Raw genomic sequence first — 26,608 nt, 5'->3', positions numbered from 1 at the left:
CTGTCATAAGTCGTGTCAGAACCATTGACGCGCGGCCGCATCGAACCTACGGTCCCGTTCGAAGTTACGGTCGCTATCCGATATGTCGAACGACAGGGGCGAGGTATGGGACAACCTGTCCTGAACCGCAGGCAACTTCTCGCTGCCGCAGGAGGATTGACGGTCGCCGGAGCCTTCGGCTTCGCCGCGCTGGGAACCGGCGCCGACGCGCTCGCCGCCGGTTCCCGGACCCGGGTGCGCTACTGGAACCTCTTCAGCGGCGGCGACGGCTACAACATGATCGCGATGCTGGACGCCTTCCGTAAGGACAATCCCGACATCGCGGTGAAGGACTCCACCCTCCAGTGGGGCAACCCCTTCTACACCAAGCTCGCCATGGCGGCCGCCGGCAACCGCGCACCCGACCTCGGCGTCATGCACCTGGGCCGGATCGCCGGCTTCTCGCCCGGCCGCCTCCTGGACGCCTGGGACGTCGACCTGCTCGCCAGGTACGGCGTACGGGAACAGGACTTCAACCCCACGCTGTGGAAGCGCGCCGTCATCGACGGCAGGCTCTACGCCCTCCCGCTCGACATCCACGTCCAGCTCTGCTTCTACCGCAAGGACGTGCTGAAGAAGGCGGGGCTGCTCGGCGACGACGGCCGGATCGTGCCCGTGACGTCGACCGGCGAGTGGTTCGACATGCTCAAGGAGGCCAAGAAGGCCACCAGGAAGGGCCTGCAGACCCTCGGCCTGTGGGCCAACGACCAGAACTTCCAGTGGTGGTTCTTCGTCGCCTTCTACACCCAGCTCGGCGGCACCTGGTTCGACGACGCCGCCACCGAGGTCACCTTCGACACCGACAAGGCCGTCCAGGTCCTGGAGTTCCTGAGGCGGCACATCACCGACGGGTACACCATCGCCGGTGCCGCCAACTCCGAACAGTTCGTCAACGGCGCGCCCTTCACCTGGGAGGGCAACTGGTCGGTGCCGGTCTTCGACGGCGCCGAACTCGACTACGGCGCGACCCCGCTGCCGCCCGTCTTCGGCAAGCAGGCCACCCACGCCGAGTCGCACTCCTTCGTCCTGCCGCACCAGTCCGACCGCGGCGGCGCCACCAACGAGGCGGCGCACCGGCTCGCCGCCTACGTCGTCCGGCACGCCCGGCAGTGGGCGGCCGGCGGCCACATCCCCGCGTACACGCCGACCCTGTCCACGGCCGCGTACAAGAAGCTGACCCCGCAGAGCGAGTACGTCTCGGCCATGGACCACCAGGCCACCGAGCCGAAGGTGTGGTTCGCCGGCTCCACCGGCGTCCTCGCCCAGCGCGTCGGCCCGATCGTCGTCTCCTCGACGATGGGCTCCGCCAGACCGGACGCCGCCGCCCGCCGCATGAAGGGCGCGCTCACCCAGCTGCTCGCCATGAAGAACCCCATGGACGGCAGGACCGCCGCGCAGGGAGGTACGGCCGCATGATGGCGACCAGCGCCCAGACCGTCGTCGCACCGGCACGCGCGAGGTCCGCCGCGGGCAGTGCCGTCCTGCGCCGCGGGCAGGGCTTCCAGCACGGCGGCTGGTTCGTCGCCCCGTTCCTCGTGCTGTTCGCGCTCTTCGTGATCTGGCCGCTGCTGCGTGGCGTCTACCTCAGCTTCACGGACGCCAACATCTCCGGCGAGGGCGCGCACTTCGTCGGCCTCGACAACTACCGCGAGGCCCTCCAGGACCCGCTGATGTGGGACGCGCTCGGCCACAGCGCGTACTTCACCCTCCTGGTCGTGCCCTGCATCACGGTCCTCTCCTTCCTCCTCGCGATGCTCGCCCACCACATCGAGCGCGGCAAATGGCTGTGGCGGCTGTGCTTCTTCGCCCCGTTCCTGCTGCCCTCCACCGTCGCGGGGAACCTCTGGCAGTGGCTGTTCAACCCCGGCACGGGAATGATCAACCACCTCTTCGGCCTCGAGACGCCGTGGCTGACCGACAAGGCGTACGCGATGCTCGCCATCGTCATCGAGACCCTGTGGTGGACGGTCGGCTTCAGCTTCCTCCTCTACCTCGCCGCGCTCCAGGGCATCCCCGGCCACCTCTACGAGGCCGCCCGGCTGGACGGCGCGAACGCCTGGCACCGCATGGTCCACATCACCCTGCCGATGCTGCGCAACATCACCGGCCTCGTCATCGCCCTCCAGATCCTCGCCTCGCTCCAGATCTTCGACCAGGCCGTCGTGATGATGGACTTCAGCCCCGGCCCCGAGGAATCGACCCGCACCTTCGTCCAGTACACCCTCGAAGCGGGCTTCACCAGCTACCGCGTGGGCTACGCCTCCGCGATCTCCGTCATCTTCTTCCTGATCATCGCGGCCGTCGCCCTCGCCCGGATGTGGCTGCTGCGCAACCGTGAGGAGGGCGCCCGATGACCACCGCCGCAGAGACCCGTGTCAGGTCCCGCAGGTCGTCCTGGACACCCAGCCAGATCGTGCTCACCCTCCTCGGCACGGCCGTCTCCGCCATTTTCCTCGCACCCTTCGCCTGGGCCCTGTTCACCTCGCTCAAGTCGGAGACCGAGGCCGTGGCGGTGCCGCCGCACTGGCTGCCCGAGGACTGGACGGGCCAGGCGTGGACGGCGCTCTTCGCGACCGGCAACATCACCAACTGGTTCGTCAACTCCCTGGTCGTCTCGGTGTGCGTGACGTCCGTGGTGCTGCTCGTGAGCGCGCTCGCCGGATACGGCTTCGCGCGCACCGAGTTCCGCGGCAAGGGCGCGCTGATGGGCCTGGTCATGGCGGGCCTGATGATCTCCCCGGCGGTCCTCGGCGTGCCCCTCTTCACCACCGTCCAGCAGATGGGGATGGTCGACACCTACTGGGGCATGATCCTGCCGCAGTGCGCGCCCGCCGCGATGGTCTACATCCTCTACAAGTTCTTCCAGGGCATCCCGCGCGAACTGGAGGAGGCGGCGTTCATCGACGGCGCCGGCCGCTGGCGGGTCTTCTTCACCATCGTCCTGCCGCTCTCCCGTCCCTCCCTCGCGGCGGTCGGCATCTTCACCTTCATCGCCTCGTGGAACAACTTCCTGTGGCCGTACATGGTGACCAACAACCCCGACCTGATGACCATGCCGAACGGCATCGCGACCGTCATGAACTCCTACGGCATCCAGTGGGCCCAGCTCATGGCCGGCGGCCTCATGGCGGGCCTGCCGCTGATCGTCGTCTTCGTCTTCTTCCAGCGCCAGATCGTGGCGGGTGTCGCGCACACCGGCCTGGCCGGCCAGTGACTTCCCCGAAGGAGCTACGCAGTTGAAGCGTCCCAGCATCGCCGTCACCCTCGCCGCGGCCCTCCTCGCCCTGCTGCCCACCACGGCCGCGGCGGACGTGACGTACCCCGACCCCCAGCCCGTCACCGGCCAGCGGATCATCCACGACCCGACCGTCATCCGTCTCGAGCCGGGCGGCTACGTGGCCTATTCGACGGGCGGCGTCATCGGAGCCCGCACCTCGAAGGACCGGATCCACTGGGAGGACGCGGGCAACGCCTTCGCCGCCCCGCCGAGCTGGTGGTACGAGTACAACGCCACCGGTGACCCCTGGGCCCCGGACATCTCCTACCGGGACGGCCGCTACTGGCTCTACTACGCCGTCTCCTCCTGGGGCTCCAACCACTCCGCGATCGGCGTCGCCACCTCCCCGACCGGCCTCCCCGGCACCTGGACAGACCACGGCAAGGTCTTCGCCTCCGCACCCACGGACTCCTGGAACGCGATCGACCCGGCACTCGTCCGGGCCGACGGCAGGCTGTGGATGTCCTTCGGCTCGTACTGGTCGGGCATCCGCATGGTCGAGCTGAACCCGAGGACCGGCAAGGCGGCCGAAGGCGCCACGGTCCACCACCTGGCGACCCGCCCCGACGCCCCGTACGCGGTCGAGGGCCCGTACATCGTCAAGCACGGCCGCCACTACTACCTGTTCGCGTCGTACGACGCCTGCTGCGCGGGCGTGAACTCCACCTACCGGATCAAGGTGGGCCGCTCCACCAAGATCACCGGCCCCTACGTCGACAGCACGGGCAAGCCCCTGCTGGAGGGCGGCGGAGACCTGCTGCTGGAGGGCCACGGCCGGTACGTCGGCACGGGCGGCCAGTCCGTCTTCCGCGACCGGGGCAAGGACTGGCTGGCGTACCACTACTACGACGCGGAGGACGACGGCATCCCCAAGCTCGGGCTCAACCGGCTGAGCTGGCAGAGCGACGGCTGGCCGACCGTCCGCTAGGGCCCGCGACCCCCGACAGGCTCCACAAGGCACTCCCCGGGGGCGCGGGGCCGTGCCCCCGTGCGGCTCCGCCGCCCGGGCGCGACCCGCCACGAACCACCCGTACACGGCAACGACACAGAACCACCTCGAAGGGACCCCATGTCCAAGAAGGCCCGCTTCACCCTCGACCCCGCCTTCACCGTCGGCACCGTCAACCCCCGCCTCTTCGGCTCCTTCGTCGAACACCTCGGCCGCTGCGTCTACACCGGCATCTACGAACCGGACCACCCCACCGCGGACGAGGCCGGACTGCGCCAGGACGTCCTCGACCTCGTCCGCGAACTCGGTGTCACCGCCATCCGCTACCCCGGCGGCAACTTCGTCTCCGGCTACAAGTGGGAGGACTCGGTTGGCCCCGCCGAGGACCGCCCCCGCCGCCTCGACCTGGCCTGGCGCTCCACGGAGACCAACCGCTTCGGGCTCTCCGAGTACATCGGCTTCCTGAAGAAGATCGGCCCCCAGGCCGAACCGATGATGGCCGTCAACCTCGGTACCCGCGGCGTCGCCGAAGCCCTCGAACTCCAGGAGTACGCCAACCACCCCTCGGGCACCGCGCTCTCCGAGCGGCGGATCGCCCACGGTGACAAGGACCCCTTCGGTATCCGGCTGTGGTGCCTGGGCAACGAGATGGACGGCCCCTGGCAGACCGGCCACAAGACGGCCGAGGAGTACGGCTGGGTCGCCGCCGAGACGGCCCGCGCCATGCGCCAGATCGACCCGGGCGTCGAACTGGTCGCCTGCGGCAGCTCGGGCCAGTCGATGCCGACGTTCGCCGAGTGGGAGGCGACGGTCCTGAAGGAGACGTACGACCTGGTCGACTACATCTCCCTGCACGCCTACTACGAGCCGCACGACGGCGACGTCGACTCCTTCCTCGCCTCCGCCGTGGACATGGAGTCCTTCATCGAGAACGTGGTCGCCACCTGCGACCACGTGGGCGCGCGGCTGAAGTCGAAGAAGAGGATCAACCTCTCCTTCGACGAGTGGAACGTCTGGTACCTGTCGAAGTGGGAGGAGCACGCCCGCACCAGCGACCCCACCGACTGGCCGGAGGCCCCGCGGCTGCTGGAGGACAACTACAGCGTCACGGACGCGGTCGTCTTCGGTTCCCTGCTCATCGCGCTGCTCCGGCACGCCGACCGCGTCACCGTGGCCTGCCTCGCCCAACTGGTCAACGTCATCGCGCCGATCCTCACCGAGCCGGGCGGTCCCGCCTGGCGGCAGACGACGTTCTTCCCGTTCGCCCAGGCGTCCCGGTACGGCCGGGGCGAGGTGCTCGACGTCCGGGTCGACTCACCGAGGTACGAGACGAAGAAGTACGGCGAGGCGGATCTGCTGCACGCCACCGCCGTGCGCGCCGAGGACGGCACCGTCACCGTGTTCGCCGTCAACCGCGGCCGCACCGAGCCGCTTCCGCTGGAGGTGGCGCTGAACGGCCTCGGGGTGACGCGGCTCGTCGAGCACAGCGTGCTCGCCGACGCCGACCCCGACGCCCGCAACACCCTCGCCGACCCGGAGCGGGTCGCCCCGCACGCGGCCGAGGGCACGACGGTGACGGACGGGACGCTGACGGCGACGCTGGAGCCGCTGTCCTGGAACGTGATCCGGCTGGCCTGACCCCCGGCTCCGGTGTGCCGCCGCACGGCGGCACACCGGACAATGGCCGTATGAGGATCTCGGCACGGGCGGACTACGCCGTACGGGCGGTACTGGAGCTCGCCGTACGGCAGGGCGGTGACCCGGTGAAGGCGGAGACGGTCTCCGCCGCGCAGGCCATTCCGCACAAGTTCCTGGAAGGGATCCTCGGCGACCTGCGGCGCGCCGGGATCGTCGAGAGCCGGCGCGGCGGGGGCGGCGGCTACCGGCTGGCCCGCGACCCCGACAGGATCACGGTCGCGGACGTGATCAGGGCGGTCGACGGCCCGATCGTGTCGGTCCGGGGCGAACGCCCCACGGGGCTCACCTACACCGGCTCCGCCCAGCCCCTGCTGCCCCTGTGGATCGCCCTGCGCGCCAACGTCCGCAAGGTGCTGGAGGGGGTCACGGTCGCCGACATCGCGGCGGACGCCCTCCCGGACCCCGTACGGCGGCTGGCGGCGGAGCCGGCGGCCTGGGAGAACCCCTGAGCCGGCCGGTCAGCGACGGGAGGCGGGGCGCCGGGGCGGGACGATGCGCACCCGCTGTCCGGCGGGCGCGTTCTCTATGTCGTCGAGCTGCGCGACGATCGTGCCGCGCAGGTCGTCGTAGTCCTCGAAGCGGTGGTCGTTGAAGAGCGTCCAGCCCGTCCACATCAGGTTGGCGCACACCCGCGCCGGTACCCGGCCGGTCTGTGCGCCCATGCCGACCAGCGCCACCGACGCGATGCTGCCCGGCGCCTCGTCGTTCTGCCGGTGGATCGCCTGGAAGGCGGCGGCGCACGCCAGGGCCACGTTCAGCGTCTCGCTCACGTTCTGCGAGGACTGTTCCATCGTCGGCGTCGAGATCAGGAATTTCGGGTTGACCGCCCCGGACGGCACGCACACCGCGCTGCCCACCGGGAGCCGGCCCGCGAACCCGTCGCGGATCGCCCGCTGCACGCGCAGCTGGATCCCCGCTCCGAGGTGCCGCTTGATGGCCGCGTCGACCCCGCCGTTCATCAGACCGCGCGAGTTGGTCGGGCTCACCCAGGCGTCGACGGTCTCGTCGAGGATCGATCCCTTGCGGATCTCGATCCCGGGGGTGTCGGCGAACGCCGCCCGCCACGCCTGAACCACCTGGGTGTTGATATCGGTCAACACGACCTCGAGCGGCGGCTGCACGCGGTTCACGGTCATCTTCCACACTCCCATCGGGACCCGGTCCTTCCAGCGATCACGACGCTACCGGGGCCCACTGACACCGCAGTTGGGCGATCGGGTTGTCGTACCCCGCTGCTAGCCTCCCGGCCATGATCGACGCCCACACCCCCGCCGCGCCCGACCCGGACGATCCGCTGGCCCTCGCCGAGCTGTTCCAGGGCGGTGGCGAACCGTGGCTTCCGCTGCTGAAGCCGGTCATCGAGGCGCAGCGGGACGCGGCCTCGTTCATCGGCCCGGGCCGTGGCCCGGACGTCGTTCCCGTCCGTGAACTGACCTTCCAGGCGCTCAAGCCCCACCCGCCGCACCAGTGGAAGGTGGTCGTCTTCGGCCAGAACCCCTATCCGCGGCCGGAGAGCGCCACCGGCATCGCCATGTTCGACAACACCTCCACGACTGGAAGGACAGCCAGTTCGGCCGGGTCGTCAGCATCCGCTGCATCATCAAGGCGGCGGCGATGTGGAAGTACGGCATCCCCAAGAAGACGCCGATCGCCGACCTCCGCGCGCTGCTGAAGGAGCAGGACACCGTCCAGCCGCCGGAATGGTTCCAGGCGATGCTGACGCAGGGTGTCCTGCTGCTGAACGCGGCCCTCACCGCCAGCAGTGACGGGCCGAGGGGCGCCGACCCGCACACCGCGTTCTGGCGTCCGGTCGCCGAGCGGATCGTCGAGGAGATCCTCAAGGCCAAGCAGCAGGCCGACGAGGAGGACCGGGGTGTCGTCTTCGCCTGGTGGGGGGCGCACGCCCGGAACCTGAAGAAGGTCGTCCTCCAGCTCCAGAAGAAGTACCCCGAGGTCGAGGTCCGCCACATCGACCATCCCAACCCCGCGGCGCAGGGTGACATCTTCTGCGACGGCGACCCTTTCGGCATGGTGAACGACGCCCTGGCGTCGCTGGGCGCGGACGCGGTCGACTGGCTGCCGAGCAGAGGGTGGGACACGCTCGCGACGGAGGCCGGCGGCACGGACGGCGGCGTCGCCGAGCGCATGGGCGCGTTCATCGCCTCCACCATGGAACTGCACCAGCTGTATCTGGAGCGGCTCTCCAGCGTCAAGGACGAGGGGCTCGTCCTCCCCGCCATCACCGGCGTGTTCGACACCCCGCTCATGGACTTCCGTGACGCCGTCAGTCCCGTCGCCGCGCTGCTGTCCGGACTCGACCGGCATGTCCAGCGGTCGCACGAGTTCGGCAAGCGGCGGGTGGACGAAGCGGCCGCGAACCTGTCCGCCGACGCGATCGCCGCCCTCTACCTCTACACCTGCGAGTCCGCGTTCTACCGGGAGATCAACGCCATCCTGCGCTCCCCCGACCGGTCGAAGGTCGTCCCCTACCTCCCGTATCTGCGGCTGCTGTTCTCGGCGGTGTCGCAGCTTCCCGCCCGCACGGAGCCGTTGTGGCGCGGGGTGCCGCTGGACCTGCGCGCCCAGTACCCGGTGGGACGGACCGTGACCTGGTGGGGCGTGTCCTCCTGCACCTCCGAGCTCGGCGTGGCACGGGCGTTCCTCGGCAGTCGCGGCAAGCGGACGCTCTTCGAGGTGCGGCCCGCACGGGCCGTCGGCATCCGCGACTTCTCGGCGTTCACGGGCGAGGAGGAGTTCATCCTCCTGCCGGGCACGCAGCTCGAGGTGGTGGACGTGAAGACCGAGCGGGGCGGTCTGTGCACCGTGAAGCTGGCCGAGTCGCGGGAGCAGCCCCTCGTGTCCTGAGCGGGTGTGTGAACGGGCCGTGGTGAATGGCCGGAGTTCGGCCTGGGCGCGCCCCAGTGGTCTCCCTACGATGCGATCGCCCCGGCTCTTCACAGCAACTCCATTGATTGTTCACAGAGTTGGTGTGCGGAGTCCGGGCGCGTCCACCCCCCACCGATCCGACCGAAGGGGAGAGACCATGCCAGCTGGGTTGCTCCTGGGCGGCGCCGCCGCCGCTCTCGTCACGGCCGCACTGCCCGCGCACAACCCGTCCTCCGGGTTCGTCGACCCGCCCCCGGACAAGATCGTCATCAACGTCGCCACGGTCAACGGCTCCGGTTGTCCCCAAGGCACCGCCGCCGTCGCCGTCTCCGAGGACAACACCGCGTTCACGGTGACCTACAGCGACTACCTCGCCCAGGTCGGCGGCAACTCCGACCCCACGGCGTTCCGCAAGAACTGCCAGCTCAGCCTGGTCGTCCACGTCCCGCAGGGCTTCACGTACGCCATCGCCAGCGCGGACTACCGGGGCTTCGCCTCGCTCCAGCCCGGCGCCAGCGCCGTCCAGCGGGCCTCGTACTACTTCCAGGGCTCGTCCAGCACGGTGTTCAAGAACCACACCTTCACCGGCGCCTACAACGACAACTGGCAGGCCACCGACACCACGGACTGGGCCCAGCTCGTCTACGCGCCCTGCGGTGTCCAGCGCAACTTCAACATCAACACGGAGCTGCGCGTGAACGCCGGCACGTCGTCGCCGAGCAGGGTCAGCTTCATGACGATGGACTCGACCGACGGGGACATCAGCACCGTGTACCACATGGCCTGGAAGGAGTGCCCGGTCACCTGAGAGAGGGGGCCGCCCGCACGGCGGGCGGCCCCCTTTTTCCTGTGATCACCTGTCCTCGGACCGCGGCGCGAGGAGCGGGGAGCGAGGAGCGGGGGCGTCAGCCCTGTTCCACCCCCAGTGTCAGCGTCCCCGCGTACCCGGCCGACGTCGAGCTGCCCAGCGCCGTCAGGGTCAGCAGACCCGAGGCGGCGCCTCCGTCGTCGTAGATCGAGTCCTGGGCGAGGGTCGTGCGGGTGACCGTGTTGGTCGCGTAGGGGGAGACCGCCGCGACCCTGGTCGTGATCGTCTCGCTGAAGAAGAGCTGGCCGGTGTGGATCTCCTGGCCGCCGGTGAAGGAGCCGTCCGCGGTCAGGGTGACGTTCGTGTGGACCTTGACGTGGATGTGGACGCAGCGGCCCCGGTACCAGCCGGGGTAGATCGTCGTGATCGCCGCGACGCCGCTGGAGTTCGTCAGGACCCCGCCGCGCAGGAAGGTGCCGTTGTCCGGCTCGTTGTGGCCGTTGTTGCCGACGAAGCCGGAGTACTCGCCGAGGGCGTCGGCGTGCCAGAGTTCGACGAGGGCGTTGCCGAGGGGCGCGCAGGTGTCGTCGTCGACGACGGTGAGGGTCAGCTTGAGCGGGATGCCGGCCTTGCCCTCGCTGATGTCGGAGCGGACGTACTGTCCGTCGAGGTAGTAGGGACCTTCGGTCATCTCCCTCGTGAGGGTGCAGACGGCCGCGGCCGCCACCGGGGCGGTGGCCGGGGCCTCGGTGGTGGGGGAGTCGGTGGCGGCGACGGCTCCCACGGCCAGGGTGGCGGCCGTGGCGCCCGTGGCGACCAGCACGGTGCGGCGGCCGATGGGGGTGCGTGCGTCCGAACGTGCATCCGAGGTATCTGTCATGAGCACGGCACCGTAGGAACGGTTCCTGTCGGAGAGCTGTCAGTTCGGCAAAGTGACACTCCGTCAAGTCGCGTGCCGGACAGGTCCCGGCAGGACGCGTCACGGCAAGGAAAAGCGGCCGGTCGCGGGTGGGCGACCGGCCGCTTCTCCCGGCTCACGTCAGGAGATCAGCTTGATCGCCTGCCAGCCGGGGCCGCCGACGACCACCGGCGTACCCACCATCCCGGTCCTGCGGCCGGGGACGAACTCCAGGCCCGCCGAGGTGTTCGGCGTCGTCGTCCACAGGTCCGAGACGCCGTCGCCGTCGGTGTCACCGGAGGCGGTGATCAGCGGACGGGCCGCCGTCGTCCACCCGGTCGCGTACACCGTGCGGTTGGCCGGAATGCCCAGCGAGGCCGGGTCGGTCCCGCCGTCGGGGATGCCGTCCTCGTCCGTGTCACCGCGGCTGCGGCCGTGGTACAGGAACACCTCGCCGGTGTCGGTGTGGCGGGCGATCAGGTCGGTGAAGCCGTCGCCGTCCACGTCACCGGGCGAGCCGAGCTGCATCTTGCCCCAGCCCGCGTTGCCGATGAGGTAGCCCGAGTCGACCGTGCCGTAGGCGTAGCCCGGCAGGAACCACAGCTGGTCGCCGATGACCGCGACGAAGTCGGGGTTGGACGACTCGCTGTCCGGGGTGATGTCGCCGACCGAGACGATCTGCTTGATCGTCGCCGGGTCGATCGCCACCTCCGTCTCCGGGTCCGGGAAGAAGTACACCTCCTGCTTGGTGTCCTCGGTGAACTCGCCCTGGCCGTCGTTCGGGTACAGCCACAGCTTGCCGTCAGGACGGCGGGCCACCAGGTCCTCGTAGAAGTCGTCGGTCCAGTCGCCGCGGTGGGTCAGCAGGGAGCCGCTCCAGCCGCCGCCGGAGGACAGCGGGATCATCGTCGCGACCTTGCCGGCGCCCGTACCGCCGTACAGACGCAGGTTGCTGGAGCCGTCGATCGCGAAGAAGTCCGGCATGCCGTCGCCGTTGACATCACCGGGCTTGTCCGTCACACCCGGGCTCTTGACGTAGAAGCGGTACGGGTAGATCGGGCCGGGGTTGCCGCCCCCGTCCACGATCCGCACGTACAGCGTGTGCGGTCCGGGGGTGAGCGGGGTGATCTCGGCCGTGGCCGTACCGCCCTTGGCCGTGGGCTTGGCCGAGCTGCTCGGCGGGGTGCGGTCCAGGCCGTACAGGTACTCGGTCGCGCCCGTCTCGCCGTTGGCGCCGAACTGGAACACGCTCTTGGTGCGGGCCAGCGCGCCCTCGACGGGCTCCATGTCGGCCGTCGTCTCGGGGTACAGACCGTCCTTGGAGGCGACGGTCGGCATCACGGTCGGCGCCTTCGGGTCGAAGCCGAAGCGGCAACCCGCCGCGCCCTGCGTCGGCGTCCAGTCGGAGGCGAGACCGTTGGCGACGTCCTCGGCCTGCGCCTTCCAGGAGAACTGCCCGTTGCTGGCGGTGACGTACTTCGCCAGCAGGTCCTTGGGCACGGTGACCCTCGCCCGCGCCCCCTTGGGGTCGGTCGACTTGACGGTGACCTTCGCCCGTTTGTCGAAGAAGACCCCGGGCGAGACGTCGTGCTTGCCGGTCGCCCACAGATGGAACTGGACGTAGACGTCACCGCCGTCCGGGTCCCACACCTGCGCGGTCAGCGTCACGTCGGTGTTGCCGAGCGTGACGTACGACGAACCGTTTCCGCACTCGGTGGTGCCGACCTTGGTGCTGGGGACGGTGTCCAGCGCCCACGGCGCCTTGGGCGGACGGTTGAACTCGACGATCAGCTTGGCGTCCGGCTTGAACTTCTTCCAGCTGTACTCGTCCTTGTTGTCCTCCGCGCTCTGCGGGGCCCGCAGACCGAAGGTGATGTTCGACCACTTGCTCGCCGCCGCCTTGACCGCCGCGTCCGTGGCCGTGAAGTCGACGGCCGCGTTCGCGCAGCCGAAGTCCTCGTTGCCGTGGGCGTAGTTCTTGATGTCCTGGCGGGTCGACCAGGAGGGCTGCTTGTTCCACGTGGTCGCCGAGCTGATGGAACCGGTCAGCCACAGCTCCACCGGCTTGGGCGTGCAGGACCACGAGTGGGTCTCGGTGATCTGGAACTGCGCGTCGATCACCTTCACGCCCGCGAGGAACTTGGAGCCCACGCGGAAGAAGGAACGGGCCGTGCCGCCCGTGGAGTTCTCGTAGCCGACGCGCGCCTCGCTCGTCGTGCCGCCGTCCCAGCCGGTGCCGTTCCAGTAACTGCTGGTCGGATGCGGCTTGTAGGCGATCGTCCAGGCTTCGCGGGTACCGGTCATCCGCGGGTCGATGTAGACCGGGAACTCGGTGTCCGGGGAGTGCAGAAGCTCCTGGTCGGGCGTCAGCAGGATCGTGTCATCGGTGACCTCGACGCCCACCTCGCTGCTCCTGGTGCCGGGAGTGAGAGGGGAGGGCTCGGTGTCGGCGGCGGCCGTGGCCTCACCGGCGGTCCGGACCGTGCTGACGGCGGCCGACGGCGTCTTCGCGGAAGCGGTCGACGTCCTGGTGACGGCCTGCGGTGCCGTCCCGGCCTCCTCCTCCGACGTCCCCGACGAGTCCCACATGCGGGCCGTGGAGGACGCGAAGACCGTCTGGCCCGCCGCGTTCACGGCGCGGAGCGTGCCGTTCTCGGTGTCCTTCTGCACCTCCAGACCCGTGGTCCGCAGTCCGAAGCCGACCTCCGCCAGCTCCGGACGGTCGGCCGCCTCGGGTGTCTTCACGATCAGCGCCTGGCTGAAACCGTCCACACTGGCCTTCACGGCCAGGTCCACCCCGGGGAAGACCTCCCGGTAGGTCGCGGTGGAGCCTTCGAGGACGGGCTCGGGCAGGGCCTTCGGCCAGGTCAGGGCCAGTTCGCCGCCCTGGTCGGCGAGGCTCACCAGACGGGTGTCGCCGCCGGCGGAGAACGTCACGCGGCCGGGTGCCGCCTTGGGCACGATCCGGCCGGCCGCCTCGGTGAGCGTGGTGTCCACCGGGGTCCAGGTGCCCTCGCGCTTCACGCGGACGGGCAGGGTGTGCTGGGTGGTGCGCAGGTTGCCGTTGGGCAGGGCGTGCGTCTCGCTGGTCTCGGTGCGGGCGGACGCCACCTCCACCGGCTTGCCGCTCTCGGCGGCCTCCCGGAGTGCGCGCTCCTCGGCGTTCGCGGCCACCGTGGTCGAGTCGGTGTCGGCCGCGACGGCCGTGAGCGGTGAAAGCGGTGTCAGCCCGAGCGTCCCGCCGGCGAGCACCGCGACGAGTGCGGCCCGCGCCGAGCGCCTGGTCGGGCGCTGTCTTCGGGATGTTTCTGGCATGGGCGAATCCCCCCGGAGTCGTTGCCGTGCCGAGCCCCTCACGGGGGCTCGCTGCGAGCCCTTTCACGTGGGCCGCGAGGCCGAACAGTACATGCCGACAGGGACATTTCCTTACTAACAGATAGTCAAAGTGGGGATAGTCGCATTGCCTTGGCTTTGCTTGTCAGTCTGATCGACAACGCTTACTGTCTGACCGTTCAACACTCGATCACACAGAGTGATCACACAGAGTGAGTGAGGGGGAGGTCCTTTAGTGGACCAATTGATAAGACAGCTGCGCTATTTCGGCCACTGGCACAGATCCGTTTCCCTCTTCGTCGGGCTTGTTCTGTTCGTCGGGCTGATACCCGACGACGCGAGCGCCGCCGATGGGAGCACCCGGATCTCCGACGTGAAACGCGACCCGTCCGTTCCTGGAGGGGACTTCGAGAAGAAGCGCCCCAAGACCCGCGACGATGCCAAGGGCACGTTCAAGCCCGCGGCCGGCCGGATCTCGACGGGCACGTTCACGACGCTGGTGACCGACAGTCGCGACAAGCTGCCCGAGCGGGCGCCGTTGACCACCGGCGCCACCCCGGCTTCCCCGGGGATCCAGGGCGGGACCACCGTGCAGACCGGCATGGTGAAGGCCCGTCAGACCACCACCGCGGCAGCCGCCGCCAAGAAGAGCCTGCGCACCCGCGGCCTGACCCCGAAGCGGGCCACCGCGGCCGCCGGCTCCGCCGTCCAGGTCCAGGTGAAGGACGCGGCCGCCGCCCGCAAGGCGGGCGTGCAGGGTGTCCTGTTCACCGCGGCACCCGCCGGCAACGGCCTGGCACCCGCCGCCTCCGGCTCCGTCGAACTGGAGTTGGACTACGCGTCGATCAAGGACACCTACGGCGGTGACTGGGGCTCCCGGCTCCGGCTCTACACGCTTCCGGCCTGTGCGCTGACCACGCCCGAGCTGGACCGCTGCCGTACCCGTACCGCCCTGCCGGGCGCCAACGACCCGGCCGCGAAGACGGTCACCGGCACCGCGGACCTGTCCGCCGCGCCCACCGTCTTCGCCGCGGCCGCCGAGGCCTCCGGGCCGGGCGGCAGCCACGAGGCGACCTCGCTGTCGCCCTCCGGCTCCTGGATGGCCGGCTCGTCCTCCGGCGGCTTCTCGTGGACCTACCCGATCGAGGCGCCCGAGGTGCCCGGCGGTCCGCAGCCCGAGGTCGAACTGTCCTACTCCTCGCAGGCCGTGGACGGCCGCACCGCGTCCACCAACGCGCAGTCCTCCTGGATCGCCGAGGGCTGGGACTACGAGCCGGGCTTCATCGAGCGGAAGTACCGTTCCTGCTCGGACGACAAGGCGGCCATCAAGAACGCCAAGGGCGAGGAGCTCAAGCCCAACAACACCGGCGACAGCGGTGACCTGTGCTGGGGTTCCGACCACGTCGTGATGTCGCTGGGCGGCAACACCACCGAACTCGTCAAGAAGGACGGCACCGACGAGTGGCGTCCCGCCGACGACGACGGCTCGCGCCTGCAGCGCAAGACCGGCGCCGCCAACGGCACCAAGGACGGCGAGCACTGGGTCCTGACCACCACCGACGGCACCCAGTACCACTTCGGCCTGAACAAGCTGCCCGGTGCCCCGGACGGCACGGTCACCAACTCGGCCCTCACGGTGCCGGTGTTCGGCAACCACCCCGAGGAGCCCTGCCACGCCACGGCGTTCATGGACTCCGACTGCGCCCAGGCCTACCGCTGGAACCTGGACTACGTGGTCGACCCGCTGGGTGACGCCATGACCCTGTGGTGGACCAAGTACACCAATTACTACGGCCAGAACATGAAGGCCGACCAGCAGGCCGCGTACGTCCGCAACGCGCAGCTCGCGCGCATCGACTACGGCCTGCGCCACGACAAGCTGTTCGGTGTCCTGCCGGCCGGCCGCGTCGGCTTCACCACCGCCGAGCGCTGCATCCCGAGCTCGACGTTCGACTGCGCCGAGTCCAAGCGGACCACCGCCAACGCCAAGTTCTGGCCGGACACCCCGCTGGACCAGGAGTGCGCCTCCGGTGCCAAGTGCACCGACAAGTACTCCCCGACGTTCTGGTCGACCAAGCGCCTGACGAAGATCAGCACCAGTGTGCTCTCCGGCAGCGCCCTGAAGCCGGTCGACTCCTGGACGCTGGAGCAGTCCTACCCGCCCACCGGTGACGGCACCTCGCCGGCCCTGTGGCTGGTGTCGATCGCCCGCACCGGCCATGGCGCGGGCGGCACCGCGGCGATGCCGAAGGTCACCTTCTCCGGCCTCCAGATGGACAACCGCGTCGACAAGGTGGAGGGCCTGCCGCCCTTCTCCCGTCTGCGTGTCCACGCCATCGACACCGAGACCGGCGGCCGGATCGGCATCACCTACTCGGCCAAGGACTGCCAGGCCCTGGAGCCGAAGCGGATGCCGGCGTCCCCCGAGTCCAACACCATGCGCTGCTTCCCGCAGTACTGGACGCCCAAGGGCGCCCTCAACCCGGTGAAGGACTGGTTCCACAAGTACGTCGTCACCCAGGTCCGCGAAGAGGACCTGGTCACCGACAGCCCCGCCAAGGTCACCTCGTACGAGTTCCTCGGCGGCGCCGCGTGGGCCTACGACGACAGCGAGTTCACCGAGAACAAGCACCGCACGTGGTCGCAGTTCCGCGGCTACGAGCGCGTCCGCACCCGCCAGGGCGCCGGCGACGACGTCAAGCAGCTCACCGAGCACCGCTACTTCCGCGGCCTGCACGGCGACAAGCTGCCCTCCGGCACCCGTACCTCGACCGTCACCACCAGTGACGGCACGGACCACCAGGACCTGCCCCAGTACCAGGGTCAGCTGCTGGAGCAGATCAGCTACGAGTCCGACGGCGGAGCCATCGACTCGGCGACCGTCACCACCCCCTGGGCGGTGAGGACGGCCACGCGCACGCGTACCGGAACCACCCCGCTCGAGGCGTGGATGACCCGCCCGGAGACCGTCCGCACCCGCGAGCGCGTCAAGGGCGACACCTGGCGGACCTCCACCGAGACCACCAAGTACGACAGCTACGGCCTGCCGTACCAGGTCGAGGAGAGGACGCCCGGCGGCAAGCTCCGCTGCTCCACGATCAGTTACGCCCGCAACACCACGGCGCACCTGATCGAGCTGGAGTCCCGCGAGAGGACGACGCTCGGCGCCTGCGGCACCACCGGCGGCGAGGTCGTCGAGGACACCCGCACGCTGTACGACAACCTGGCCTTCGGCGCGGCCCCCACCAAGGGTCTGCCCACCGAGGTCCAGGAGCTGAACGGCACGGGCGACGGTTACGTCACCATCGACCGCACCGAGTACGACATCCACGGCCGCGAGACCGCGACCTATGACGCGGACAACCGCAAGACGTGGATGGAGTACGTGCCGGCCACCGTCGCGCGGCCGACCAAGCAGGTCTCGCACGATCCGCTCGGCCACACCGAGACCACGGTGTTCGACGACGTCCGCGGCATGCCGCTGACCGAGGAGGACGCCAACGGCAAGAAGGCCACGATGGAGTACGACCCGCTGGGCCGTCTCCTGAAGGTCTGGGAGATCGACCGCGACCCGGAGACCCAGACCCCGACCGCCACGTACGACTACACCATCCGACGCGACGGCCCGACGATCGTCACCAGCCGCACGCTGAAGGACAACGGCCAGTACGCCGTGTCGTACGAGATCCTCGACGGCCTGCTGCGCGAGCGGCAGACGCAGGACGAGGCGGTCGGCGCGGGCCGGATCGTCAACGACACCTTCTACGACAGCGCCGGCCGGCAGTGGAAGGAGAACGAGGGCTACTACAACACCGAAGAGCCGGAGCCCGAGCTCCTCCCGGTCGGCGACCAGGACGTCCCGTCCCAGCACCGCATCACCTTCGACGGCATGGGCCAGCCCACCGCCGAGATCACGTACTACCGCGGCGTCGAGAAGCTGCGCACGACGACCGTCCGCGACGGGGACGTCTCCACGACGATCCCGCCCAAGGGCGACACCGTCACGGCCGTCTTCGAGGACGCCGAAGGCCGCATGTCGCGGCTGCGCGAGTACACCAACGAGGAGCGTACGAAGTGGCGGGACACCGTCTACGAGTACGACGACCTCGACAACCTGTGGAAGGTGACCGCTCCCGGCGGCGCCGTCACGACCTTCGAGTACGACAAGCGTGGTCGCCAGACCGCGGTCACGGATCCCGACGGCGGCCGTACCGAGACGCGGTACGACGACGCGGACAACGTGATCGAGACGATCGACCCGCTCAAGCGGTCCCTGTTCACCACCTACGACGCGGGCGGCCGCCCCACCTCCCTGCGCGAGGGCAGCGCCACCGGCCCCAAGCGTGTGGAGTGGACGTACGACACCCTCGGCAAGGGCCTGCCCACGGCCGCGATCCGCTACGAGAACGGCCTCGAGTACCGGGAGGAGGTCACCGAGTACGACAACGCCTATCGGGTGAAGTCGACGAAGACGGTGATCCCCGCCGAGGAGACGGGCCTGGGCGGCACGTACGAGTACAAGTACGAGTACACCCCTACCGGCAAGCTGGCCTGGGTCGAGGTGCCGGGTCTGGGCGGTCTGGTGACCGAGAAGGTCGTCTTCCGCTACAACTCCGACGACCTGCCGATCTTCATGGGTGGCGCGTCCACGTACCTCGCGGACGTCGAGTACTCGGCGTTCGGCGAGATCCTGCGCACGGACGCCGGTCCCGCCGGCAAGAAGGTGTACGGCTCGTACGTCTACGACGAGTTCACCCGTCGCCTGCAGACGGCGACCTTCGACCGCTCGGTCAACCCGGGCCGCATCAGCGAGACGCGGTACGGGTACGACGAGGCCGGCAACGTCACCAAGATCACCGACGTGCCCGGCAGCGCGGCGCCCGACGCGGGCAAGACCGACACGCAGTGCTTCGTCTACGACCAGCTCAGGCAGATGACCTCGGCCTGGACGTCGAAGACGGCGGAGGACTGCACCGCGGCACCGTCCAAGGACACGGTCGGCGGCCCGGACGCGTACTGGCAGTCGTTCGAGTACGACGACGCGGGCAACCGCAAGAAGCTCGTCGAGCACGACCCGACGGGCGACACCACGAAGGACGTCACTCGCACGTATCTGTACGGAAAGGAGGGCGTGGGCGGCCCGAACGCGCTGGCCGAGGTCAAGTCGGTCGGCCCGCAGGGCGAACGTCTCAACACCTTCTCCTACGACAAGGCCGGCAACACCACCGGACGCCAGCACGGCGGCACCAACCAGACGCTCGAATACGACGTCGAGGGTCAGCTGCGCAAGGTGACCCAGCCGGTCGAGGGCGGCGGCACGAAGACCACGTCGTACCTCTACGGCGCGGACGGCGAACGCCTCGTGCGTACTGCCGCGGACGGCAGCCGCACCCTCTACCTCGCCGACGCCGAGCTGACCGTCAACGCGGCCAACACCACCGCCAAGGCGGAACGTTTCTACGGGAACCCGGACGGCTCGACGACGGTCCGTGCGACCGGCGGTGTCCGGCAGATGATCCTGGCCGACCACCATGGCACGTCCCACACGGTCGTGGACATGGTCGACCCGGCGATGGGCGTCACACGGCGCAAGGCGATGCCGTTCGGCGAGGCGCGCGGGCAGCAGCCCACCGCCTGGCCCGGACAGCGCGGATTTGTCGGCGGCACGGTCGACCAGGACACGGGCCTGACCCGACTGGGCGCCCGTGACTACGACCCGGTCACGGGCCGGTTCATCCAGGTCGACCCCATGGTCGACTACGCCAACCCGGCCACGATCAACCCGTACGCCTACAGCAACAACGCGCCGGCCACCTTCTCCGACCCGTCCGGGGCGTTCTTCCCGATTCTGGTCGGCATCGCGGCTCGTATCGCCATTCAGGCGGCGATCCGCGCGGCGGCCCGCCGTGCGGCGATCATCGCGGCCCGCAAGGCGGCCCAGGCGGCGGCCCGCCGGGCAGCGGCCCTGGCCCGCAAGCGGGCGATCGAGGCCGCGAAGCGCGCTGCGGCCAAGGCCCGCCGTGAGGCGGCCCGCAAGGCCGCGGCGGCCAAGCGTGCGGCGGCCAAGCGGGCAGCGGCCCGTGCGGCGGCGAAGCGAGCGGCGGCCAGGAGGGCGGCAGCCCAGGCGAGGGCCCGTGCGGCCCGCGCGGCGGCCAAGAAGGCGGCGGCACGCCGTGCAGCGGCCCGCAAGGCGGCGGCCCGTCCGAAGCCGCGCGCCAAGCCCCGTTCCCAGCCGAAGCCGCGACCGAAGCCGTCGCAGGTGAAGCGGGCGGTGAAGAAGGTCGCGAAGGAGGTCAGGGAGACCGTCAAGGAAGAGGTCCAGGGAGCAGCCTGCGAGTCCAACAGCTTCAAGCCCGGGACCCGGGTGCTGATGGCCGACGGCTCGACCAAGCCGATTGAGAAGGTCAAGGTCGGCGACAAGGTCGTCGCCACCGACCCGAGGACGGGGAAGACCTCCGTCCAGACGGCCACGGCGACGATCATCGGCAAGGGCACCAAACGACTGGTGAAGGTGACGCTGTCGGTCCATGACGGTTCCGCCAAGCCGACGCGGAACATGACGTTCACCGCCACCGCCGGCCACCCCTTCTGGGTTCCGTCCCTGAAGAAGTGGATCGACGTCGGTGAACTGAAGCCGGGCCAGTGGCTCCAGACGTCCTCGGGCACGTGGGTCCAGGTCGGCGCGGTCCAGGCGTGGACGGCGAAGAAGGCGACGGTCCACAACCTGACCGTCACGGACGTCCACACGTACTACGTGCTGGCCGGGTCGACGCCGGTCCTCGCCCACAACTGCGGCCTCGCCGACGCGACGGACCTGGACCTGGCCGCCGCGGCGCTGCGGCCCATCCCGCCCAAGGGCGGCAAACCGTGGCAGTACGACTACCACCTGACCGAGGCGGGAAGGTCCCTGCAGAAGCACACCGACCCGGTCAAGCGCACTCCTGATCACATCGCCAAGTACGCGCCGTTCCTCCGGGGAGCCAACCGTCTGACCGACCGGCGGGCCCTGAACGACGGCGGTAGGGATCTCCTGGGTGAACTCCTGGGCAACCCGAACGCGAGGCGAACGATCAGTCCGTCGACCGCGCACTACGGTAACGAGGTGCTCGAGATCATGGATGATGTGACCAAACGTGGTGCCCGATGGAGCATGCGCGGCGGTCGAGTCCAGTTCGAGGGATGGCTATGAGATCGTTCTCCGTCCAAGGGCGTGAGTTCATGGCCCTGATCATCCTGAGCGACTACAACGACTACGAGTCGATGGAAGTCGTCGAGATGATCGACGGGAAGCGGGGCGACCTCCTGCTGGAATTCCGTATGGACGACAGTTCGGCCCGGCTGAGCTACATCCGTCCGGAGATCGACATTCCTCTGCTCAGGGCTTCCCTGGACGTGTTCAGGGAGGAGTTCCTGGACCCGAGGAAGGCGAGTGGGGTGCCGTGTCCGCCCTGGTGACAGGACGTGACGCGGGGCTCCGCCGGACCACCGCGGGCTGAGTGAGACGGCAGCTCCCCCGGGAGACACCTCCCGGGGGAGCTGCCGTTCGTGAGGGTTCCCGGCGTGGAGATCCGAGGAGAGTGCGAAGTGGCGACCGACGGAATGAGGCTGGCCCTGGCGAAGGCCGGGCTCGTGGTCCGGGACGACTGCGGTGACCCGGAAGGGTTCATCCCTCCCGTGGTGACCGGCCAGCTGGCCGGCGTCATGCCCTGGGACATCAGCGGTGGCGCCTCGGCGGACGTCGACGACCCCGAGCTGCACCGAAAGGCGAACGCCGACTGGTACCGGCTGGCGGTCGAGGAGGGGCTCTTCCGGGCGGAGGACCCCCGGTTCTTCCTCGCCACCGGCTCGTCCTGGGTCTGCGTGGAGCTGAGGCCCGACTGGGACGTCATGGGAGAGGGCGCGGCCGGCCCGCTGGGCAGCGCCCCCTGCCGTCCCGAGTTCCGCATGCTCTCGCTGGACGGGAACGTCCTGCTGGGCGCGACCACCGGTCAGTCCTCGATCGACACGGTCGTGGTGAAGGAACCCCACCGGTCCCATGTCCTGCGGAAGTTCGCGGCGGGAGTGGCGGAGTCGGAGTCCGGCCTGTGCGGCCCGCGGGAGAAGGCGGCCGCTCGCCTCTGGCTCGACAGCCACCCCGTCTCCGGGGAGTGACCTGACGGAAGAAGCGGCGAAGCCCCCGGCCGACAGCCAGTCGGCCGGGGGCTTCGCCGTCCGCCCACCGTTCACAGCCCGGGGAACGGACGTGTCCCCTCCACCGCCCCAGCAGCCTCCGCGCGGCCGCGGACTCCTCCGGCCGCAAGGACAGGGCGAGCGCCTCGGCCACCGGCCGGCTCGCGAGGACGGCCGTCCGGGAGGCTGCCTCCAAGTCCTCCGAGCCCGCCTGCTCCGCTCTCGAAGACTTTCGAGTGACCGCGCGGACCATTGACGCGCGAGGGGTTCGACTCTACGGTCCCGTCCGACGACGCGACTGCTGTTCGATATCACGAACGGCGCACCCCACTGAAGGAGCGTCCGCATGAGCCGCACTTCCCGTACATCCCGCAGGACCACCCTCCTGGCCCTTCCGGCCGCGGTGTTACTCGCCCTCACCCCCACCACCGCCTCCGCCTACCCCAACCCCGGCACGGTCACCGGATCCACCGTCGTCCACGACCCGACGATGATCCGCACCTCCGCCGGGCGCTACCTCCTCTACGCCACCGGAGGCGGCCTGTCCTACCGCACCTCCACCGACCGGATCGCGTTCGGCGCGGGCGGCGACGCCTTCTCGACGAGGCCGAGCTGGTGGTCGTCGTACGGCAACACCGAGGCCTGGGCGCCGGACATCTCGTACCAGGGCGGCAAGTACCTGATGTACTACTCCGTCTCCACCTTCGGGTCCAACAGGTCGGCCATCGGACTGGCCGGCTCGACGACCGGCCTGCCCGGCTCCTGGACCGACTACGGAGTCGTCTACTCCTCCACCACCTCCAGCGACTACAACGCCATCGACCCCAACCTCTTCGTCGACGACGACGGCAGGTGGTGGCTGTCGTTCGGCAGCTGGTGGACCGGCCTGAAGATGATCCAGATCAACCCCTCCACCGGGAAGCAGCTCTCCACCAACACCACCCGGTACTCCCTCGCCTCCCGGCCCACCGGGACCAAGGCCGTCGAGGCGCCCTTCGTCGTCAAGCGGGGCGGCTACTACTACCTCTTCGCCTCCTACGACACCTGCTGCGCCGGCACCAGCTCCACCTACAAGGTGAAGGTCGGCCGCGCCACCAGCGTCACCGGGCCGTACTACGACAAGAACGGCGTCGCGCTCATGAACAACGGCGGGACCCCGGTACTGGAGTCGCACGGGCGGTACATCGGCCCCGGCGGGCAGTCGATCATGAAGGACACCGACGGTGACCTGATCGTCTACCACTACTACGACGGCAACGACAACGGCACCCCCAAACTCGGCATCAACCTCCTGAACTGGAGCAGCGGATGGCCCGTCGCCTACTGACCCTGCTGGCCGCGCTGCTGCTGGCGCTGTCCCTCGGACAGTCCTCCGCGAGCGCCGCCTCCTTCGCCAACCCGGTCAAGGCGCAGAAGGGCGCCGACCCCTGGATCTCGTACCACAACGGCAACTACTACCTGGTGACGACGAGCTGGACGAACGTCATCACCATCCGTAAGTCCGCCACCCTCGCCGGCCTGGCCACCGCGCCGAACGTGCAGGTGTGGCAGGGCGACGCGGCGAGCCGCTGCTGCAACATCTGGGCGCCCGAGCTGCACTTCCTCAACGGCCGCTGGTACCTGTACTACGTCGCCGGACAGAACGTCTCCGACTACAACCCGACCCAGCGCACGCACGTCCTGGAGAGCGCCGGCTCCGACCCGCTGGGGCCGTACACCTACAGGAACCAGCTCAACTCCGCCTGGATGCTGGACCCGACGGTCGCGACCATCAACGGGCAGCTGTACCTGTTCGGCAGCGCGAGCGGCGGCACGCAGAACCTCGTCGCGGCCCGCATGTCCAACCCGTACACCCTCGCCACCGGTTTCTCCACCATCTCCACGCCCGCCCTCTCCTGGGAGACGTCGGGTGGCGCGGTGAACGAGGGCCCCGAGATCCTCCAGCGCAACGGGAGAACCTTCCTCATCTACTCGGCGAGCGGCTGCTGGACCCCCGACTACAAACTCGGCCAGCTCACCCTGACGGGCAGCGACCCGCTCTCCGCCTCCTCCTGGACGAAGAAGTCCACGCCGGTCTTCCAGCGCAACGACGCAAACGGCGTCTACGGGCCGGGCCACAACGGCTTCTTCACCTCACCCGACGGCACCGAGAGCTGGATCGTCTACCACGCCAACGACGCGGCCTCGGAGGGCTGCGACAACGGGCGGACGGCGAGGGCGCAGAAGTTCACCTGGAACTCCGACGGCACCCCGAACCTCGGCACGCCGGTCCGTCTCGGCGCGAGCCAGACCGGCCCGTCGGGAGAACCCTCCGCCGCCTCGACGACGTACACCCTCACCAACCGCAACAGCGGCAATTGCCTGGAGGTCGCCGGGAGTTCGACGGCCGACGGGGCCAACGTGCAGCAGTACACCTGCAACGGCGGCGCCAACCAGCGCTGGCGCGTCGAGGACCAGGGGGACGACACCAGCCGCCTGGTGAACGTCGCCACCGGCAAGGTCCTCGACACCGCCGACTGCTCCACCGCCGACGGCGCCGACCTGCGCCAGTGGACCTGGCTGAACAACACCTGCCAGCGCTTCCGCTTCGTGGCCACCGACAGCGGCCACGTCCGCATCGTCAACCAGGCCACCGGCAAGGTCGCCGACGTCGCCGACTGCTCCACGGCCGACTCCGCCGACGTACGTCAGTGGACCTGGCTGAACAACGCCTGTCAGCAGTGGAGGCTGAATCCGGCCTGAGGCGCGGTGACTCAGCCGACCTGACCCATCCCCGCCGCGTTCGGCCAGCTCTGCGGGTTCGGCCAGCCGGTCGTCGCGGCGGGGGAGAGGCCGTTGGTGCCGCGGACCTGGGCGGCGGTGAGGCCGCCGCGGGCCGGGACGCCGGGCGGGGTCGCGGCGGCCGCGGGGGTCATGGCCGCGGGGCTCATGGCGGCGGGGCTCATGGCGGCAGGCGTCATGGCGGCCGCGGGGCTCATGGCGGCGGGGGCCATCGCGGCCGCCGCCGCGGGAGCCGCAGCGGGGGCGGGAGCGGGCGCGGGGGCCGGCACCGACGGCGGGAAGACCTGGGCCGCCGCCGGCAGCGGCGTGCCCGTGCCGCCGGTCTGGGCCGCGGCGGGCATCGGCATGCCGGCGCCGGCCGCCGGGGCGGTTGCCTGCCCCGGCATCCCGGCGCCGACGGCCTGAGCGGCAAGGCCCTGCATGCCGGCCCCGTTGGTGGCTCCGATCAGCCGGTCCACTGCCGCCGTGCCCGAGCTGTAGCTGGTCCCGGTGCCCAGCTCGGGCACGGCGGCTCCCCTCCTGGTCCCGTAGAGCACCTGTTCCAGGCCGGACACCAGGCGACGCACGTCCACCTGGGGGCGCACCACGAGCCGCAGGAAGCGGCTGGAGGAGCCGATCTTGTTGCCGCACTCGCGGACCAGGATGCGGTGCTCGGTGAGCAGGCGGTCCCGGACCACGGTGCCCTCGGCGCCCACGGGAAGGCGCACGAAGAGGAAGTTCCCCTGTGAGGGATAAACAGTCAGGCCGGGCAGCGCGGAGAGCTGGCTCGCCATGTCGAGACGGTCCCGGCGCACCTGCAGCAGGCTCTGCGCGTACTCGGGGCCGTGCTCCTTGAGCATGAACACCACGTACTCGGCGAAGGCGTTGAGGTTCCACTTCGGCAGCATCGAGCGGACCCGCCCGGCGAGCGAGGGGTTGGCGACCATGTAGCCGAAACGGATGCCGTGCAGACCGAAGTTCTTGCCGAGGCTGCGCAGCACGATCACGTTCGGCCGGATCATCGCCTCCTGCACGACGCTCGGTTCGGCCTCGGCGTCGGCGAACTCCAGGAACGACTCGTCGATGACCACCAGGTCCAGATCGGCCATCGCGTCCATGAACTGCACGAGCGCGTGCTTGTGCAGGAAACCCCCGTCGGGGTTGTTCGGGTTGCAGATGACGGCCACGCGGGTGCCGCGGGTGCGGATGAACTCGGCGTACTGGGCGAGGTCCAGGGCGAATCCGCTGGACTCCTGGAGCGGGAACATGTCGACCCGCTTGCCGGTCTCCATCGGCTGGTCGGTCCAGCGGCCGAAGGTGGGGACGGGGACGGCGAGGGACTCGCGGACGAGCAGGTGGTCGATCCAGGTGATCAGTTCGGTCGACCCGTTGCCCATGGCCACCGCCTGCGGCGGGAGCTGGAGCAGGTTGCACAGCTCGGCCGTGATCGTGTCGGCGCTGCTCGGGTAGTACGTGATGATGTCCCGCAGTTTCGCCGCCATGGTGTCGAGCATGGCCGGGGTCGGGAAGTACGGGTTGCAGGGGATGCAGAAGTCCACCGGCCCGGCCCCGTCGCCGCCCTCACGCGTCAGAGCCGCCATCGACGGGCTGTGCGCCGCGGTGCTGCGGAACAACGAGGTGACGTTGTCGGCCATGGAACCTCCGTATGGGGCGGGCCCGCTGGGGACGACCGGGCCCGTCGTCATGTGGGTGGCCCGCGCGGGGGAGCGCGGGCCACCCGTACATACGGAGGCTGGGGCGGCGCTGTTCAACCCCTGAGGATTCGGTGGG

General features: G+C 69.8%; 18 protein-coding genes. 14 read left to right on the top strand and 4 right to left on the bottom strand.

What is annotated here, in order from left to right:
* The first annotated feature begins 105 nt into the window (after nt 1–105).
* The 6 genes from ACIBBD_RS02765 (at nt 106) to ACIBBD_RS02740 (ending at nt 6,412) form a co-directional block, all read left to right on the top strand.
* Nucleotides 106–1,455: an extracellular solute-binding protein gene (locus ACIBBD_RS02765; protein ID WP_399417457.1), complete on the top strand. Its 1,350-nt coding sequence runs from the start codon at nt 106–108 to the stop codon at nt 1,453–1,455.
* Nucleotides 1,452–2,393 (top strand): carbohydrate ABC transporter permease, encoded by a 942-nt coding sequence (locus ACIBBD_RS02760; RefSeq protein ID WP_399417456.1) that lies wholly within the window; start codon nt 1,452–1,454, stop codon nt 2,391–2,393. Before ACIBBD_RS02765 ends, ACIBBD_RS02760 begins: the two co-directional genes overlap by 4 nt.
* Entirely contained in the window at nt 2,390–3,253 is an 864-nt protein-coding gene (locus ACIBBD_RS02755) for a carbohydrate ABC transporter permease (protein WP_399417455.1), read from the top strand. The genes ACIBBD_RS02760 and ACIBBD_RS02755 overlap by 4 nt, the downstream gene beginning before the upstream one ends.
* 22 nt (nt 3,254–3,275) lie before the next feature.
* Complete coding sequence (locus ACIBBD_RS02750) at nt 3,276–4,244, top strand: arabinan endo-1,5-alpha-L-arabinosidase (protein ID WP_399417454.1); 969 nt, start codon at nt 3,276–3,278, stop codon at nt 4,242–4,244.
* A 141-nt stretch (nt 4,245–4,385) separates the two neighbouring features.
* On the top strand, nt 4,386–5,903 hold the full coding sequence (locus tag ACIBBD_RS02745) for an alpha-N-arabinofuranosidase (RefSeq protein WP_399417453.1): 1,518 nt from the start codon (nt 4,386–4,388) through the stop codon (nt 5,901–5,903).
* Between the two features lie 50 nt (nt 5,904–5,953).
* On the top strand, nt 5,954–6,412 hold the full coding sequence (locus ACIBBD_RS02740; protein ID WP_399417452.1) for an RrF2 family transcriptional regulator: 459 nt from the start codon (nt 5,954–5,956) through the stop codon (nt 6,410–6,412).
* A gap of 9 nt (nt 6,413–6,421) precedes the next feature.
* Here ACIBBD_RS02740 and ACIBBD_RS02735 read toward each other — a convergent pair whose 3' ends face one another.
* Nucleotides 6,422–7,099, bottom strand: coding sequence for a macro domain-containing protein (locus ACIBBD_RS02735; RefSeq protein WP_399417451.1), 678 nt, complete (start codon nt 7,097–7,099; stop codon nt 6,422–6,424).
* Nucleotides 7,100–7,212: 113 nt separating this feature from the next.
* Between ACIBBD_RS02735 and ACIBBD_RS02730 the strand changes: the two genes are divergently transcribed.
* The 3 genes from ACIBBD_RS02730 (at nt 7,213) to ACIBBD_RS02720 (ending at nt 9,657) form a co-directional block, all read left to right on the top strand.
* Nucleotides 7,213–7,635 (top strand): hypothetical protein, encoded by a 423-nt coding sequence (locus ACIBBD_RS02730; protein ID WP_399417450.1) that lies wholly within the window; start codon nt 7,213–7,215, stop codon nt 7,633–7,635.
* Nucleotides 7,578–8,828 carry an ADP-ribosyltransferase domain-containing protein gene (locus ACIBBD_RS02725; protein ID WP_399417449.1) on the top strand — a complete coding sequence of 417 codons (1,251 nt, stop codon included), beginning with the start codon at nt 7,578–7,580 and terminating at the stop codon, nt 8,826–8,828. The genes ACIBBD_RS02730 and ACIBBD_RS02725 overlap by 58 nt, the downstream gene beginning before the upstream one ends.
* Before the next feature lie 178 nt (nt 8,829–9,006).
* Nucleotides 9,007–9,657 carry a DUF4360 domain-containing protein gene (locus ACIBBD_RS02720; protein WP_399417448.1) on the top strand — a complete coding sequence of 217 codons (651 nt, stop codon included), beginning with the start codon at nt 9,007–9,009 and terminating at the stop codon, nt 9,655–9,657.
* A gap of 97 nt (nt 9,658–9,754) precedes the next feature.
* Here ACIBBD_RS02720 and ACIBBD_RS02715 read toward each other — a convergent pair whose 3' ends face one another.
* The gene (locus ACIBBD_RS02715) at nt 9,755–10,537 is read right to left on the bottom strand and encodes an intradiol ring-cleavage dioxygenase (RefSeq protein ID WP_399417447.1); all 783 of its coding nucleotides are present in this window, start codon (nt 10,535–10,537) and stop codon (nt 9,755–9,757) included.
* 159 nt (nt 10,538–10,696) lie between these two features.
* Complete coding sequence (locus ACIBBD_RS02710) at nt 10,697–13,870, bottom strand: FG-GAP repeat domain-containing protein (RefSeq protein WP_399417446.1); 3,174 nt, start codon at nt 13,868–13,870, stop codon at nt 10,697–10,699.
* Between the two features lie 262 nt (nt 13,871–14,132).
* Here ACIBBD_RS02710 and ACIBBD_RS02705 point away from each other — a divergent pair, with 262 nt between their 5' ends.
* From ACIBBD_RS02705 to ACIBBD_RS02685, 5 genes are all read left to right on the top strand, one after another.
* The gene (locus ACIBBD_RS02705; protein WP_399417445.1) at nt 14,133–21,077 is read left to right on the top strand and encodes a polymorphic toxin-type HINT domain-containing protein; all 6,945 of its coding nucleotides are present in this window, start codon (nt 14,133–14,135) and stop codon (nt 21,075–21,077) included.
* Nucleotides 21,068–21,343, top strand: a complete 276-nt coding sequence (locus tag ACIBBD_RS02700; RefSeq protein WP_399417444.1) for a hypothetical protein — start codon at nt 21,068–21,070, stop codon at nt 21,341–21,343. The genes ACIBBD_RS02705 and ACIBBD_RS02700 overlap by 10 nt, the downstream gene beginning before the upstream one ends.
* 129 nt (nt 21,344–21,472) lie before the next feature.
* Complete coding sequence (locus ACIBBD_RS02695) at nt 21,473–22,039, top strand: hypothetical protein (RefSeq protein WP_399417443.1); 567 nt, start codon at nt 21,473–21,475, stop codon at nt 22,037–22,039.
* Nucleotides 22,040–22,403: 364 nt separating this feature from the next.
* Nucleotides 22,404–23,384, top strand: a complete 981-nt coding sequence (locus ACIBBD_RS02690) for an arabinan endo-1,5-alpha-L-arabinosidase (RefSeq protein ID WP_399417442.1) — start codon at nt 22,404–22,406, stop codon at nt 23,382–23,384.
* Nucleotides 23,366–24,799, top strand: coding sequence for a family 43 glycosylhydrolase (locus ACIBBD_RS02685; protein ID WP_399417441.1), 1,434 nt, complete (start codon nt 23,366–23,368; stop codon nt 24,797–24,799). Before ACIBBD_RS02690 ends, ACIBBD_RS02685 begins: the two co-directional genes overlap by 19 nt.
* A gap of 11 nt (nt 24,800–24,810) precedes the next feature.
* On the opposite strand, the gene ACIBBD_RS02680 is transcribed toward ACIBBD_RS02685, so the two are convergent.
* On the bottom strand, nt 24,811–26,472 hold the full coding sequence (locus tag ACIBBD_RS02680) for a pyridoxal phosphate-dependent aminotransferase (RefSeq protein WP_399417440.1): 1,662 nt from the start codon (nt 26,470–26,472) through the stop codon (nt 24,811–24,813).
* Nucleotides 26,473–26,608: the final 136 nt, after the last annotated feature.

Origin of the sequence: Streptomyces sp. NPDC051315 (assembly GCF_044455165.1) — a bacterium.
In the GTDB taxonomy this organism is placed as follows: domain Bacteria; phylum Actinomycetota; class Actinomycetes; order Streptomycetales; family Streptomycetaceae; genus Streptomyces.
Note: the sequence above shows the minus strand (reverse complement) of the source record. Positions and strands in the feature narration are given on the sequence as shown.

Bases quoted from the DNA above. Each gene is read 5' to 3' on its own strand.
- ACIBBD_RS02765 (WP_399417457.1), top strand. From the start codon at position 106: ATGGGACAACCTGTCCTGAACCGCAGGCAACTTCTCGCTGCCGCAGGA.
- ACIBBD_RS02760 (WP_399417456.1), top strand. From the start codon at position 1,452: ATGATGGCGACCAGCGCCCAGACCGTCGTCGCACCGGCACGCGCGAGG.
- ACIBBD_RS02755 (WP_399417455.1), top strand. From the start codon at position 2,390: ATGACCACCGCCGCAGAGACCCGTGTCAGGTCCCGCAGGTCGTCCTGG.
- ACIBBD_RS02745 (WP_399417453.1), top strand. From the start codon at position 4,386: ATGTCCAAGAAGGCCCGCTTCACCCTCGACCCCGCCTTCACCGTCGGC.
- ACIBBD_RS02740 (WP_399417452.1), top strand. From the start codon at position 5,954: ATGAGGATCTCGGCACGGGCGGACTACGCCGTACGGGCGGTACTGGAG.
- ACIBBD_RS02735 (WP_399417451.1), bottom strand. From the start codon at position 7,099: ATGACCGTGAACCGCGTGCAGCCGCCGCTCGAGGTCGTGTTGACCGAT.
- ACIBBD_RS02730 (WP_399417450.1), top strand. From the start codon at position 7,213: ATGATCGACGCCCACACCCCCGCCGCGCCCGACCCGGACGATCCGCTG.
- ACIBBD_RS02725 (WP_399417449.1), top strand. From the start codon at position 7,578: ATGTGGAAGTACGGCATCCCCAAGAAGACGCCGATCGCCGACCTCCGC.
- ACIBBD_RS02720 (WP_399417448.1), top strand. From the start codon at position 9,007: ATGCCAGCTGGGTTGCTCCTGGGCGGCGCCGCCGCCGCTCTCGTCACG.
- ACIBBD_RS02715 (WP_399417447.1), bottom strand. From the start codon at position 10,537: ATGACAGATACCTCGGATGCACGTTCGGACGCACGCACCCCCATCGGC.
- ACIBBD_RS02710 (WP_399417446.1), bottom strand. From the start codon at position 13,870: ATGCCAGAAACATCCCGAAGACAGCGCCCGACCAGGCGCTCGGCGCGG.
- ACIBBD_RS02700 (WP_399417444.1), top strand. From the start codon at position 21,068: ATGGCTATGAGATCGTTCTCCGTCCAAGGGCGTGAGTTCATGGCCCTG.
- ACIBBD_RS02690 (WP_399417442.1), top strand. From the start codon at position 22,404: ATGAGCCGCACTTCCCGTACATCCCGCAGGACCACCCTCCTGGCCCTT.
- ACIBBD_RS02685 (WP_399417441.1), top strand. From the start codon at position 23,366: ATGGCCCGTCGCCTACTGACCCTGCTGGCCGCGCTGCTGCTGGCGCTG.
- ACIBBD_RS02680 (WP_399417440.1), bottom strand. From the start codon at position 26,472: ATGGCCGACAACGTCACCTCGTTGTTCCGCAGCACCGCGGCGCACAGC.